General features: G+C 61.7%; 14 protein-coding genes. 6 read left to right on the top strand and 8 right to left on the bottom strand.

Annotation, left to right across the window (positions count from 1 at the left end; all coding sequences use genetic code 11):
- Nucleotides 1-171: 171 nt before the first annotated feature.
- Both KHC23_RS17725 and KHC23_RS17720 read right to left on the bottom strand, forming a co-directional pair.
- Nucleotides 172-1,272, bottom strand: coding sequence for an inorganic phosphate transporter (locus KHC23_RS17725; RefSeq protein WP_213374204.1), 1,101 nt, complete (start codon nucleotides 1,270-1,272; stop codon nucleotides 172-174).
- A 267-nt stretch (nucleotides 1,273-1,539) separates the two neighbouring features.
- Nucleotides 1,540-2,598 (bottom strand): methyltransferase domain-containing protein, encoded by a 1,059-nt coding sequence (locus tag KHC23_RS17720; protein ID WP_271188591.1) that lies wholly within the window; start codon nucleotides 2,596-2,598, stop codon nucleotides 1,540-1,542.
- A gap of 278 nt (nucleotides 2,599-2,876) precedes the next feature.
- Here KHC23_RS17720 and KHC23_RS24490 point away from each other — a divergent pair, with 278 nt between their 5' ends.
- From KHC23_RS24490 to KHC23_RS17710, 3 genes are read left to right on the top strand one after another with little or no spacing between them, the layout of a single operon-like run.
- A complete protein-coding gene (locus KHC23_RS24490) occupies nucleotides 2,877-3,641 on the top strand; it encodes a radical SAM protein (RefSeq protein ID WP_271188590.1) in 765 nt (254 codons plus the stop codon).
- Between the two features lie 3 nt (nucleotides 3,642-3,644).
- Nucleotides 3,645-4,187, top strand: coding sequence for a hypothetical protein (locus tag KHC23_RS24485; protein ID WP_246544713.1), 543 nt, complete (start codon nucleotides 3,645-3,647; stop codon nucleotides 4,185-4,187).
- Nucleotides 4,174-5,007, top strand: a complete 834-nt coding sequence (locus tag KHC23_RS17710) for a DUF547 domain-containing protein (RefSeq protein ID WP_246544712.1) — start codon at nucleotides 4,174-4,176, stop codon at nucleotides 5,005-5,007. Before KHC23_RS24485 ends, KHC23_RS17710 begins: the two co-directional genes overlap by 14 nt.
- 42 nt (nucleotides 5,008-5,049) lie before the next feature.
- Here the strand turns inward: KHC23_RS17710 and cueR are convergent, their stop codons facing one another.
- The 3 genes from cueR to KHC23_RS24690 are packed head-to-tail and all read right to left on the bottom strand — an operon-like array spanning nucleotide 5,050 to nucleotide 7,932.
- Entirely contained in the window at nucleotides 5,050-5,475 is a 426-nt protein-coding gene (gene cueR / locus KHC23_RS17705) for a Cu(I)-responsive transcriptional regulator (protein ID WP_246544748.1), read from the bottom strand.
- Between the two features lie 2 nt (nucleotides 5,476-5,477).
- Nucleotides 5,478-7,679, bottom strand: a complete 2,202-nt coding sequence (locus KHC23_RS17700; protein ID WP_271188589.1) for a heavy metal translocating P-type ATPase — start codon at nucleotides 7,677-7,679, stop codon at nucleotides 5,478-5,480.
- Complete coding sequence (locus tag KHC23_RS24690; RefSeq protein WP_271188588.1) at nucleotides 7,666-7,932, bottom strand: heavy-metal-associated domain-containing protein; 267 nt, start codon at nucleotides 7,930-7,932, stop codon at nucleotides 7,666-7,668. Before KHC23_RS24690 ends, KHC23_RS17700 begins: the two co-directional genes overlap by 14 nt.
- 449 nt (nucleotides 7,933-8,381) lie before the next feature.
- Between KHC23_RS24690 and KHC23_RS17695 the strand changes: the two genes are divergently transcribed.
- From KHC23_RS17695 to KHC23_RS17685, 3 genes are all read left to right on the top strand, one after another.
- Nucleotides 8,382-8,831, top strand: coding sequence for a DUF6789 family protein (locus KHC23_RS17695; RefSeq protein ID WP_213374202.1), 450 nt, complete (start codon nucleotides 8,382-8,384; stop codon nucleotides 8,829-8,831).
- 254 nt (nucleotides 8,832-9,085) lie between these two features.
- Nucleotides 9,086-10,087 (top strand): HPP family protein, encoded by a 1,002-nt coding sequence (locus KHC23_RS17690; RefSeq protein WP_213374200.1) that lies wholly within the window; start codon nucleotides 9,086-9,088, stop codon nucleotides 10,085-10,087.
- A gap of 8 nt (nucleotides 10,088-10,095) precedes the next feature.
- Nucleotides 10,096-10,419: a hypothetical protein gene (locus tag KHC23_RS17685; protein ID WP_213374198.1), complete on the top strand. Its 324-nt coding sequence runs from the start codon at nucleotides 10,096-10,098 to the stop codon at nucleotides 10,417-10,419.
- Nucleotides 10,420-10,574: 155 nt separating this feature from the next.
- Here KHC23_RS17685 and KHC23_RS17680 read toward each other — a convergent pair whose 3' ends face one another.
- The 3 genes from KHC23_RS17680 to KHC23_RS17670 form a co-directional block, all read right to left on the bottom strand.
- Nucleotides 10,575-11,054 (bottom strand): DsrE family protein, encoded by a 480-nt coding sequence (locus KHC23_RS17680; protein WP_246544711.1) that lies wholly within the window; start codon nucleotides 11,052-11,054, stop codon nucleotides 10,575-10,577.
- 160 nt (nucleotides 11,055-11,214) lie between these two features.
- The gene (locus KHC23_RS17675) at nucleotides 11,215-11,883 is read right to left on the bottom strand and encodes a hypothetical protein (RefSeq protein WP_213374196.1); all 669 of its coding nucleotides are present in this window, start codon (nucleotides 11,881-11,883) and stop codon (nucleotides 11,215-11,217) included.
- Between the two features lie 104 nt (nucleotides 11,884-11,987).
- On the bottom strand, nucleotides 11,988-12,716 hold the full coding sequence (locus KHC23_RS17670; protein ID WP_271188587.1) for a cytochrome c biogenesis CcdA family protein: 729 nt from the start codon (nucleotides 12,714-12,716) through the stop codon (nucleotides 11,988-11,990).
- Nucleotides 12,717-12,724: the final 8 nt, after the last annotated feature.

Raw genomic sequence — 12,724 nt, 5'->3', positions numbered from 1 at the left:
TTTTGCCATGTGCGATCGCGTCGAACAGGGTCGGATCACTCCCGTACCGGGACGGCACTTCACGGTGGTACACTACCCGCCCGGATGGTTCATCGGACCCTCCGGTAGAATGCTGCGTGCGGAATTGTGGGTAGGCAGGAAAAGGAGCCGCCGCACGCGCAAATTCGCCCTTCAACGCACCAAGACGTAAAGTATTGCGCCGACCAACGCGCCGGTCGGCAGCGTGACGATCCAGGAAAGCACGATGTTCGTCATGACTTGGCGATCCACGCCGCCACCGCCGTTGAGCCCGGTGCCGACCAGCGCGCCGACCGAAACGTGGGTGGTCGAGACCGGCAGGCCGTTGAACGACGCGGTGCCGACCAGCAGGCTGGTGGTCACGCCCGCAGCCAGCGCTGCGCCGATATCAAGTTGGGTGATCTTGTCGCTCATGGTGCGCGCCACGCGGCGTGCGCCAAGCAGGCCGCCGGCGAGCATCGCCGCGCCGACCAGTGCCACCGCCAACGTGCCATGCCCGCCCAGCGCAGTTACGGGGAGCAACAGCGCGGCGATCTTGGGCGTGTCGTTCAAGCCACGCGCGAAACTGACCGTGCCGCCCAGCAGGAACAGCAGCGCATCCACCGCACCACGCGCATCGAACCGCCATGCAGGCCGCGCACCCGCCGCCCTGCATTCGGCCTTGGTGCCGGTGACTCGCACCGGCATGGTGCCACGCATCATCACTCCTTCGGGCGTAACGATGGTCGCCGACTGTGTGCACACGCACTCGGGTTCGGCAGCGGCGCGTGCAACCAGCCGGCGCAGCAGCGGCGCCAATAAAAAAGCCGGCACCATCGCTATCACCGGGCTGGCCAACAGTGGCAGCAGAAACGTACTGCCCAAGATGGCAAACCGCATGGCGCTGCCTACCGCGACCAGACCCGCGCCGCCCATCGCGCCAATCAACGCATGCGTGGTCGAAATCGGCAGGCCACGCCACGCAGCCAGCGCCACCGTCACCGCGCCGCCGCTGGCCACGGCGAAGGCGAAGCGCGTCTGTGTTGCGATCACCGAAGGCACCAGCCCTGCGCCGGTAAACGCCTTGAGCAAGGCGTGCGCGAAGAACACCGAGCACAACGACCCCGCCAGCGTGGCGGCACTGGCCCACAGCAAGCTGGTCCAGTAACCCGCGCGGCGACTGCCGTACAGCGTGGCCACGCCCTTGAAGTTGTCGTTCGCCCCGTTGGTTCCGGCCAGGAACAGTACCGCCAGCAGCAACACGCTATCCATCATTCACTCCGGGTGATCAGTCAGGCCGCTGCCGCGCTGCGGGGTGTCAGTTTTTCGTAGGTGTATCCCAGCACCACTTCCCAGATCAGGTGCAGGATCAGGGTCATCACCGGTGCTATCATGCCAAGCTTCGGCCCCAACAAGCCCGCACCGGCCATCGGAAGAGCAGATCGCGCCCGACTGGAAACTGGAAACAGTCTGGCGCGCGAAGATGTCTGTTAAACAGAGACTTAGATCGGCTTGTAGCGGCGCAGTCTGCCGCATACCGATCTAGCAGCAGCTACTGCCAGCGGCGGCGCCTTCCTCGTGTGAGAACGGCAAGTCCGTGCCGCAACCTTTGAAAATGCCGTAGTGCCGGCTTGTGTCGCCGAAGAATTCGAAATGCGGTGCGAGCCGGCTCTCCTGGAGCATTCGATAGGTGTTGCCGCAAACGGGAAAGAGACGCCCGGCATCGATGTCATGATGTTTGTCCAGGACGAAGTTGTGTGCAGCGTCGGGGATCGTCCCGCGATAGCGAACGGCCTGCCCGTAATCCTCGCAAGCGGATTCCAGCCCGTCGAGTTTGAAGAGACGGTAGGTTGCAGAATAAAATTCGACGGGACCGATAAGTTCAGCGATCTCGGGATCATTGATCCCAAGGTGGCGATCGCTGACCAGACGCGGGTCGCCAAATCCTGCGGACTTCGCCAGGTTTTGAAAGTCGCCCCAATAGAGCGCGCCGGCCAGACATTCGCCGTGCAGGATCGGGTTTGACCGCAATTCTGCGGGCACGCGCCGGTCCGAGTAGATGTCGGAGAAATAGAGTTCGCCGCCTTTCCTGAGGAGACGATAGATTGCGGCGAAGACCGCTGCTTTGTCAGGTATCAGGTTGATCACGCAGTTGGAGACGATCAGGTCGAAGCTGTCATTGTCGAAGCCCAGCTCATCGAGGCGCGACACGTCACCCTCGACAAACGTCACTGTTGGCTTCGGATAGCCGAACCGATCCCGGTGCCAGTTCTCGTGCGCTCGCGCGATCGCGAGTTGCTCGGGCGTCGCGTCGACTCCCACGACATGACCTTGAGGCCCCGCCAACTGCGCCAGGACATAGCAATCCTGGCCCGCGCCGCAGCCGAGATCGAGGATCCGCGTTCCACTGAGGGCCTGGGGAGCGACCAGCCCGCACCCGTAATAGCGGGCTTTGACCTCTTCGTGGACGTTCGCGAGCGCCCGGATCACCAAGGAGGGGGCCGCGTCCGGCGTCGTGCAGGCGTCGGTGCGCAAGTCGCCCGACCGGGTGAGGACCTTGCCGTAGTAATCTTGGGAATTGTCTAGGCCGATAGCGTCCACGCCGGCGTCTCCTTCACACTGAAGCCATTTCTTCTAAGTTCGCCGGCGACACCCGGCAGGTTACGGGCGAGCCGCCATGACCGCGCCGACGCCCTGCTCTGTTCGAATCCACCCACATGTTGAGAAAATCTCCTGGCCGGAAACCTTCAGCACGGGTCGGACGAACTATCGGATAAGGCCGGCCGCGCTGGGCGCATCTTCTGTGAAGACCGCGAACTCCCTCAGCGGCTGCCCGTTGCCATCCAGGCGAGTGATGCAGCGAGGACAAGCTGACCGTAGTGACCACGCCCCTCGAACGCGCCCGGCAGAGAATGCAAGAGACGGGACAATGGGATCCTGCGCAGTTCGTCGGCCGCCGGATTGCGATTGGGTGCGTTGCCCTGGAGATCACCCAGCGCTGCAACCTCGATTGCAGCGCTTGCTATCTCTCCGAGCACTCCGAAGCGGTGAAAGACCTGCCCCTCGAGGAGGTGTTTCGCCGTATCGACATGATTCACGACGCCTATGGGTCCGACGTCGATATCCAGGTGACGGGCGGCGACCCTACCCTCCGCAAGACCGACGAGCTCGTCTCAATTGTTCAGCGCATCAGTGAGCGCGGCATGCGGCCGGCGCTGTTCACCAACGGCATTCGCGCCACGCGCGCGTTGCTGACGCGGCTGGTGGATGCCGGCTTGATCGACGTCGCATTCCACGTCGACATGACGCAGGAGCGGCGCGGATACGCGAGCGAGAGCGAACTCAACAAGCTTCGACTCGCCTATATCGAGCGCGCGCGGGGATTGCCCGTGGCCATCTATTTCAACACCACGGTTTTCGACGGCAACATCGATCAGATCCCGGACGTGGTGGCTTTCTTCGCTCGACACAGCGATGTCGTGCGACTGGTGTCCTTCCAGCCGGTCGCAAAGACAGGGCGCGGGACCCTGCACCAGTGTTCTTCGATCACCACAAACGCTGTGATCAGGCGGATCGAGAGGGGTGTCGGAACGTCGGTGACCTTCGATATGGCGCATGTCGGCCATGCGCGCTGCAATCGCTAGGGGATGACGTTCATCGCGAACGGTCGAGCCTACGATGCCCTGGACAATAAGCCCCTATACAACGCGCTGCTGTCACGGACGGCAAAAATCCGGTTCGACCGACAGCGGCCGCGCCATGCGATCGCGACCTTTCTGAAATGCCTTGCGATGAACCCCGATGTCGCGGCGCGGGCCAGTTGGTGGTTTCTGCGAAAGCTGTGGCGCATGAAGGACGATCTGATCGCCGCGCACGGCCGCGTGAACAAACTCTCGTTCTTCATCCACAACTTCATGGACGCCTGCGAGCTGGATCCGGAGCGGATAAGAGCTTGCGTGTTCATGGCGGCAACGCGGGATGGTCCCGTCTCGATGTGCCTGTTCAATGCCCATCGCGACGCATCCATCCTCAGACCTGTCCGTCTCCGGAAGGATGACGGCGAGTGGTTTTGGAATCCTCTTTCGGGCGAGGTCGCGAAGGACGAGCCGTTGATCACGGCCCCAGAGATTGAGAGACCGCAGCGCGCAAGGGCCAAAGCGTCCCGAGGCGGCTCAGATGTGGAGCCGTGAACGCGCGGCACGAAAGCCTTGGGGCCGACGGCGCACACTGCTTCTCGCGTTCCTTACTGCAATCGTCGTCGCGGCGATCGGTGGTCTTGTGATGAACGAAACACCCGCAAAATTCGGTCCCCCCAGAACTCTTGATCTCGACCAATGGGACGCGGCCTGGACCGATGTCCTGGCGCATCACGTCGATGCGCGCGGCCGCGTGGACTTCTTGGGTCTTGCCAGCGACCGGGCCGAACTGGACGAGGTCATCAAATTCATTGCGGCTGTTGATCCGGCATCCTCGCCGGAGCAATTTCCCACCCCGAATGCCCGCCTGGCCTACTATCTCAACGCGTACAATGCGCTTGCCATGTACGGCGTCCTCGATGCCGGCGTGCCGAAGCGGTTCGGGTGGTTCGGCCGCGTTCGATTCTTCGTTATGCGCAAGTTCACGATGGGCGGCCGCGCTATCTCCCTCTACCACCTCGAGAACAGCGTGATCCGCCCCCTCGGCGATCCACGCGTGCATTTTGCGCTGAACTGCATGTCAGTCAGTTGCCCGAGGTTACCGCAGTCCGCGTTCACCGCGAACGCGCTCGACGAACAGCTCGCCGCCGCCGCGCGCGAGTTTGCTGCTGAGAAACGAAACGTCGATGTCGACGACGGCCGCAAAGAACTCCGCATATCGAGGATATTCAAGTTTTATACCAAGGATTTTCTCGCCAAGGCCCCGAGCCTTGTGGCCTATATCAATCAGTATAGGCTCTCGCCGGTGCGGACCGACTACAAGATCGTCTTCGACGACTACGACTGGTCGATCAACGATCAAGGCCGCAGGTGAGATGAACGGACAAATGGAGCACGCGGTGACCTCGCCTGCGCGCTAGCGTTTCCGACGGTTGGGGGCGCCTTCGAGTTCCTCGATGATTGGGCACTCCGGGCGATCATCGCCGTGGCACCGCTGCGCGAGATCGGCAATCGTATTCCGCATGGCTTGGAGATCTGCGATTCTGCGGTCGAGATCGGCGAGATGAGCGAGGGCAAGACGCCTAACGTCTTTGCTTGCCCGCTTCCGGTCTCGATAGAGCGACAGCAGTTCGCCCACATCCTTTAGGGAAAAGCCGAGGCTGCGTGCGTGCGCGACGAAGCGCAAAGTTTGGACGTCGGCCTGGGAGTAGGTGCGATAGCGATTGTCATTCCGGCGCGCACTCTCGATGATCCCGCTTTCCTCGTAGTACCGGATGGTTTTGGAAGGCAGGCCGGTCAGGGCCGCCACCTCGCCGATCATGAGTTCGCAATCGGGTTGCATGATCAAACCCCCTCCTTTGCAGCCGGCCGCCAGTGCCGCAACAGCAGCGCATTGGACACAACGCTCACCGAGGACAGTGCCATGGCCGCACCGGAAATCATCGGATTCAGAAGCCCGAAAGCGGCCAGCGGCATGCCAATCACGTTATAGAAGAACGCCCAGAACAGACACTGCCGAATCTTGTTGCGGGTGGCTCGGCTGACCGTGATCGCGTCGCCGACCAGAAGCGGATCGGACCGCATCAAGGTAATGCCAGCCGTTTGCATCGCGACGTCCGAGCCGCCGCCCATGGCGATGCCGACATTCGCGGCGGCGAGCGCCGGCGCATCGTTGACGCCATCCCCGACCATCCCGACAGTGCGTCCTTCCGCCTGGAGGCGGCGAACCACTTCGGCCTTCTGACCGGGAAGCACGGAGGCGATCACCCGCTCGATACCGAGCTCGGCCGCGACGGCGGCAGCGGTTCGTTCGTGGTCGCCAGTCAGCATGATGGTCTCAAGGCCAAGGCGCTGCAGGTTCTGAACGGCAGCCTTGGCACTCGCTCTGATGGGGTCGGCGACCGCGATGGCGCCCAGCAACAGCGGCTGGGGTTCAAGCGCGGCCACCCACATCACAGTGCGTCCGCGCTCCTCTAGGGCAGCCACCTGAGCCTCCAAGTACTCGGTCCGCACACCCTTCTCCGCAAGCAGGCGGCGATTGCCGATGGCGATCTGTCGCCCGGCAACGCAAGCGGTGAGGCCCATGCCTGGATGGCTTTGGAAGTCCTCGAGGCGGCCCAGCTTGAGGCCTTCCGCCTTTGTCATGACAGCATGGGCGAGCGGATGCTCGCTACCGGTTTGGGCGGCGGCGGTAAGCGCAAGCAGTTCGCTCTCCGAAATCCCCGTGGTGAGCATTTCCGTTACGGCGGGCTTGCCTTCCGTCACCGTGCCCGTCTTGTCGAGAACCACGGTGTCGAGCTTGTGGGCGAGTTCGAGCGCCTCCGGATCTCGAATCAGGATCCCGGCCTTGGCAGCCGCGCCAGTTCCGACCATCAAGGCCGTCGGCGTTGCAAGGCCGAGCGAGCACGGGCAGGCGATCACCATCACCGCGACGGCGGCGACAATGCCGGAGTTGAGATCGCCTGCGATGAGCCACCAACCGAAGAACGCGGCCGACGCGACCACTATCACGATCGGAACGAAAGCCGCGGCAACACGATCCACAAGCCGCTGAACCGGAGCCTTCTTGCCTTGCGCATTCTCAACGAGCGCGATGATCCGCGAGAGCGTCGATTGCTCTCCAACAAGCGTTGTCTTGATGCGAAGCAGCCCGCTGCCGTTGACCGATCCGCCGACGACAAGATCGCCCGCCTGCTTCGACAGCGACTGGCTTTCCCCGGTCAGAAGGCTCTCGTCGACCTCGCTGTGTCCCTCGAGCACCACGCCGTCGACCGGAAGCTTCTCGCCTGGCCGGACGACGACGATATCGCCGGGTGAAATGGCAGCAATCGGCACCTCGATCTCCGCGTCGTCGCGGATGACGCGCGCGTTCTCCGGCCGCAGTGCCATGAGTGCCCTGATGGCCGAGGTCGTCGCGCGCTTGGCGCGGACTTCGAGCCATTTGCCGACAAGGATCAACGTGACGACGACGGCAGCCGCCTCGAAATAGAGATGCTCGCCGGCGTGCCCTGCGAAAAGCATGTAAAGGCTGTAGAAATAGGCGGTCGACGTACCGAGCACGACCAGAAGGTCCATATTGCCGGTACGTGCCCGCAATGCCTTCCATGCGCCGACATAGAAACGCGCGCCGAGGATGAACTGGACGGGCGTCGCCAACGTGAGCTGCAACCAGGCAGGCACTTCGACGCCGACCATCGGCAGCAGCAAAGGCGCGCTGAGCACGGCGGCCCCCAACATCCGCCAGGTTTCCTGCTTGAGCCGCTTTTCTTCCGCGGCGAGGATCTGCCGGTCGCGCTCGACGTCGCCTGTCCGAAGGTCGGCATCATATCCGGCGCGGCGCACGGCCACGATGAGATCGGCGGGACGCAGGAGACCGGCGACGCCCTCGACGGTGGCGTTCTCGCTGGCAAGGTTGACCTCAGCCCGGATCACGCCCGGTTCTGCAAGAAGAGCCTTTTCGACGCGACCCGCGCAGGTCGCGCAGGTCATCCCTTCGATCGGGATGATGGCATGTGTTCGATCATCGAAGGCTTCAGTCACTTCCATTGGAGCCTCCCGTCTGGGCATCGGAGCCGGCGTCCTTAGCCCCGTAGCCGGCCGCCTCGACGGCCGCGATGAGCTCCGCAGGTGGTGCCTCTCCCTTGATCGTCGCGCGTCCGGTCGTGAAGTCGACCTTTGCTCCGACAACGCCCGGAACTCGAGACAGGATGCGCGTCACCGTGTTGGCGCACCCGCCGCATGTCATCCCGGAGACCGTGAGAACGGTCTCGCGCACTTGATGTGAACCTTGCTGATCCATGGAACTCACTCCTTCCACCTTACTGGAAGGCAAGATGGGGTTTCCAGTAACTGGAAGGTCAAGCCCCGCGCGCGAAATTGCCGTTTCAGGGGAAAAGCGCGGGAGGCGAGGAATCAAACCAGGTGGCGGCGTAGGCAGTGGGTGAAGCTGCTGCGGCTTTTCGATCGGCCTGCTGCGATGACCGCACCGTAACCTTCTGCCACGACAGGCCGAACTTCATGAGAGGATCACCAGCCGTCGGACTGCCCCGAATGATTGCACAGTCAAATGTCATTGCGGAACAAGCTGAAGAAGGCCTGAGCCGGCTCCCAATGGTCTGTTTCATCGCGGAGAAAACGGCGGGCGTTGTCTCGGACGATCAGCGCGAAACGCCTCGCGCTGATCGGACAGCCGCCAGCGCACCCCATTCTCGACTTTGAGTTTCCATCCATCCTCCCAGGAGCCAAGCTATGAGCAACGCCGAGAAATACGGAAAAGGCCCCCTCGCCGGACTGGCGGCGACGGTCGTTCTTTCCGCCATCATGATGATGAAGCAAGCCATGGGGCTCATGCCCGAACTCAACCCCATCGCGATGATCACGAAAATGTCGGGTTCCAGCACGCCGCTGATGGGCTGGATGGGGCATTTCGTGATCGGCACGGTGCTCTGGGGTCTCCTCTATGCGGCACTGGATGCCAAACTGGCCGGCCCCCACTGGTTGCGCGGCGCGATTTTCGCGACCGGCGCCTGGTTCGTCATGATGGTCATGCTGATGCCGATGGCTGGGGCTGGCCTGTTTGGACTCGGCCTGGGTATGATGGCGCCGGTTGCCACCCTCATGTTGCACTGGATCTATGGATCCGTACTAGGTGGCGTCTACGGTGCCTCGACGCGTCGGGGCCAAGCAGTTGCGGCCTGATCGCCTCGCGAACAGAGTCGCCGCAACCTCTGGATCGCGCACCAATCTCAGAGCCAGGCGTGGCAGTCACACCCTGCTGACTGTCGCCCAACTTCGCATGCTTGGCTGTCGCTCTGCTTACAGCCAGTTCGCGAGCAGTTCAGTCCGGTGCCTGCCCCATCCTGCTTGAGAACGACGGATTGGATGCCCTCTGTTCCGGCGTCGGAACGGCCCTACAGCGGGCTTCAGCGCTGTGTTAGGGGAATAGCCGACGGATGTTGCCAAGGAAATCATCGTGGCGGGATCTCGAGGGTTCCCGAGCCGCGAAATCGTCCCGTGCGATTTGGCTCGGAGAGGCCGGTACACTTGTCTATATCGCGGTGATCGCGTCGATCGCCCAGGCGACGCACCTTCCCTACGTGCTGTTCCCCGAACTCGGAGCGCTCTCTCACGACGTTCTCAAGCGACCGCACGGGATCTGGGCCAAAGCGCCACTGATGCTTGTCGTCACGCCCTTGCTTACGGGCGTCGTTGGCACTTTGATCACTCAGCATTTTGATTACAGCGCCATTTCGGTCCTCCTGACGATCGGCGTCGCTATTGCCATCATCGGCGTGCTGCGATCGCCGATCGCCCCAGCCATCTCCGCAGGGCTCCTTCCGCTTTCGCTAGGGATTTCAACTCCCCTCTATGCGCCCTCGTTGCTTATCGGGCTGGGCGCGCTCGCGGCAGTTTCGCTCATCTGGCGTCGCTTCGTTCCTCCGCCGCCGGAGGCCGGATCGCCAAGCGATCTGGTGGACGACATCGTTGAAGAGGCGCCGCGCGATTACTCATGGGTTCCCTTTTTCCTCGTCTTTTTGGTGATTGCGATCCTTCTGGTGGAAGTGACCGGCTGGCGATTACTGCTGTTCCCGCCGCTGGTCGTCATCGCATTCGAGATGTTTGCACACGCGCATATCTGCCCATGGGCTGGGCGACCATTCATCCTTCCGATTGCCTGCACCCTCACCGCGGCTGCCGGCGTCGCTCTCGTAGTGTTCTTTGGGGATGCTCCGCTCGCGGCGGCCGCCAGCACCCTCTTCGGAATCGGAGTTCTGCGCGTATTCGACCTGCATGTGCCGCCTGCACTCGCAGTTGGATTGCTACCGTTTGTAATTCCAAACGTCGGCTACGAATTTCCGATCTCTGTGGGGGTCGGAACGCTGCTACTGACCCTGTGCTTCCTCGCCTGGCGCAGGATGGCCGTCACGAAGTCTGCGAAGATTCTGCACTGGTGAGGCGTCGCATGACACGCATTCGGATCTATCACGAGCCTGACGGTGAACTCCTTGCCGAAGGTCCGCTCGGACTCTTCGGCATTACCTCATTTGAAGGCAACTACTACATCAGCAAGGGCTGTCTCAAGACCGAAGGATTCCGCACGAACTGGATTCCGGGATTCTGCGTGTACAAATTCTTCTATATCTGGCTTGATTTCCTCGATCGTGACGGCGGCCGGGACCGCATGCTTGGCTGGCGTTATTTTCTACCAAACCCGATCTTCTTCTTTATTTTTTTTCGGGTCGGCGTGCCACAGCAGAGCCCCCACATCAGAGTTCAGAAGCTCTGACGAGAGATTATTGCTGCACCCCGCGCAAGGTCATCGCGGATGGGCTATCCGCGGACGCGCATGCTGTCCGGCGGATGTCGGTTAGATCGTCTCTGGTCGATTAGATGATTAGATCGCCTCTGATGGCTGGGCTCGACGATTGATTGGATAGTCATCTATCCGTGAATATAGCTCCATCCGGCTTCCTCGAGCTCGACGACACGGCCGACGCCGAACGGGACTAACCTGGCGCCCGGGATCAAGGCGATAGCGTGGCCCTCTTTTTCCTCGGCGATCTGGCGCGAGGAGTCGCACATGCTGAAGACGATGCCTGGAATGTTTTGGCGCAAATAGGCCAGTGGTTGCTGCAGTGGCGACGTGTCAGAGCGGAACAGCCTAATGCCAGATCCATTCGCCACTATCTCGATCGAGACCTTCTCGTTCTTCATTGCATAGGCGCGGGTGATGTTCATTGAATAGCTGATAGCATGCCCCATGATCTTCTCGTTGTCGGAGTCGATCAGAATCACGACGCGATGCAGCGGGGATCGCGCCGGTGAGATGGCGAACGTCGATTGAGGATGCAGCAGCGTCGCGAGTGCAAAACCAACGATCAAAGCTATAATTGCCAGAAAGGCGCTTTGAACCCGTCGCATCGCTACTTCATTCCCCGGGATTTGTCCCGTTCATCAACCAAAGAGATTGTGTCCGACTCTGGCATCCGCATAGAGGACTTAGATGTTGGCGTCGGATTAGGTCTGGCGCTCTCTTCACGACGTCAGACCGGCTAAAGGGGCTACCCGCCTCATGCGAATGTCACGCTGGTATTCGCGCGATGATCTGGTGATGTGCGGTGACGCCGATTTCTCCACGCTCCAATCCGTGGGTGATGCCGTCGCTATGGTAGACGAGCAGTACGGCATTGTCGTGTGTCAGCAGGCGCGGTGACGTCATGCTGATGGCGGCACTTCCGTTCACGTCAGCAGTGAAGCTGTTGCCGTTTCCGCTACCGTCCGACGGCTTGAAGCCTATTGGCTTTTGGTCGAAATGGTTCTCGAACAAGCTGTAGACTCCGTTCGGCCGCAACTGAGCAAAGCGGCAATCAAGTCGCGCGCCCCCGTCGCTCGGCGTGAGCTTGACGGACCCTTTGGCGGCGAACCAATCCGCCAAACTGAAGCCAAGACTCTTCCCTTGCGCATTGAAGGCTTCGACATCCAATGACCCGGCCACGAGCGCAGGCCGAAAGCCCGCGATGTGGGGAATATTTTGCGGCCCGACGGCGGCTGCGGCCGAGGGGTCTTTGACGAAGGCATGGGGATCCAACGGCTGGGCCTGATGCGTCTCATCGGAGAAAAATACGGCATGCAGAATGAATTGGAGATCGTAGGCTGTCTCCGGAGCAGCCCACGCTTGCGTGCGCGCCGCCGCAGCAATACCAAGAGTTACTCCAGCACCAAGTAGGTGTCGACGGCTTAGTTTGTTCATGGCTACGTGTCCTCGCGAGTTACGGTGAATAGTTGGAAGCCGCTTGGGACCCACGTGTCGCAACTGCGTGGGTGCATTCGATTGAGATCGCCACATCGCGACCTTCAATAGCGTGTTGTCAGATCAACCAGCCAAGTCGGAGACGCAGCGACGAGCGCTGCCTCGAGTGTGCGATCGAACCCGCTGAGGATCATCGCTGCTACGGCCAAGGCTCCTACGCCGAGGATGACTTTACCGAGCTTCCCGACTCCCATGAGATTGCCACGCCAGCGACTGAGCGCCTGGCGTGAGAGCGAGCCGACGATGAGCAGCGGGATGGCGGTCCCAAGACCGAACGCCACCATGACGATCGCCACACTGGCGAGGTCGCGTCCCTGAGCCGCGAGGAGGGATGCTGCACCGAGGGTCGGCCCGACGCAGGGACTCCAGATCGCGCCAAGCAGCAATCCCAGAACGAACTGGCCACTGAGCCCACTCGGCGAGAATCGCGCGATCAGCTGATTGCCGGCATTGCTGATGCCTCCAGCAGCCATCGCGAAGCGCTGTTGCAACGCGTCGCTGAGGAGCACGATTCCCATCAGGACGAGGAGCACTGCCGAAACCGATCGGAAGATGCCACCATCCAAGCCTATGGAAAACCCGATCGTCGCCACGAATAGCCCGACGGCGACGAATGAGGTGACCAGGCCGGCGGCTAGCGCCGGCACGCCAAGGCGGTGCGCAGCAATCGCTGGACCAAGGACCAGCGGAAGTAACGGGAGCACGCATGGGGAAAGTGTAGAAAGCATCCCTGCCAGGAATCCAAAGCCGATGCCGCCGATCGGAAACGTCACGCTCAAGC

The sequence above is a fragment of the Ancylobacter dichloromethanicus genome (genome assembly GCF_018390645.1).
GTDB classification, from domain to species: domain Bacteria; phylum Pseudomonadota; class Alphaproteobacteria; order Rhizobiales; family Xanthobacteraceae; genus Ancylobacter; species Ancylobacter dichloromethanicus.
The sequence above is the reverse complement of the archived record's forward strand: the minus strand, read 5'-3'. Positions and strand labels throughout refer to the sequence as shown.

Coding starts and splice junctions, on each gene's coding strand:
- KHC23_RS24690 (WP_271188588.1), bottom strand. CDS start 7,932: ATGGATCAGCAAGGTTCACATCAAGTGCGCGAGACCGTTCTCACGGTC.
- KHC23_RS17680 (WP_246544711.1), bottom strand. CDS start 11,054: ATGCGACGGGTTCAAAGCGCCTTTCTGGCAATTATAGCTTTGATCGTT.
- KHC23_RS24485 (WP_246544713.1), top strand. CDS start 3,645: ATGACGTTCATCGCGAACGGTCGAGCCTACGATGCCCTGGACAATAAG.
- KHC23_RS17710 (WP_246544712.1), top strand. CDS start 4,174: ATGTGGAGCCGTGAACGCGCGGCACGAAAGCCTTGGGGCCGACGGCGC.
- KHC23_RS17690 (WP_213374200.1), top strand. CDS start 9,086: ATGTTGCCAAGGAAATCATCGTGGCGGGATCTCGAGGGTTCCCGAGCC.
- KHC23_RS17685 (WP_213374198.1), top strand. CDS start 10,096: ATGACACGCATTCGGATCTATCACGAGCCTGACGGTGAACTCCTTGCC.
- cueR (WP_246544748.1), bottom strand. CDS start 5,475: ATGCAACCCGATTGCGAACTCATGATCGGCGAGGTGGCGGCCCTGACC.
- KHC23_RS17700 (WP_271188589.1), bottom strand. CDS start 7,679: ATGGAAGTGACTGAAGCCTTCGATGATCGAACACATGCCATCATCCCG.
- KHC23_RS17675 (WP_213374196.1), bottom strand. CDS start 11,883: ATGAACAAACTAAGCCGTCGACACCTACTTGGTGCTGGAGTAACTCTT.
- KHC23_RS17725 (WP_213374204.1), bottom strand. CDS start 1,272: ATGATGGATAGCGTGTTGCTGCTGGCGGTACTGTTCCTGGCCGGAACC.
- KHC23_RS17695 (WP_213374202.1), top strand. CDS start 8,382: ATGAGCAACGCCGAGAAATACGGAAAAGGCCCCCTCGCCGGACTGGCG.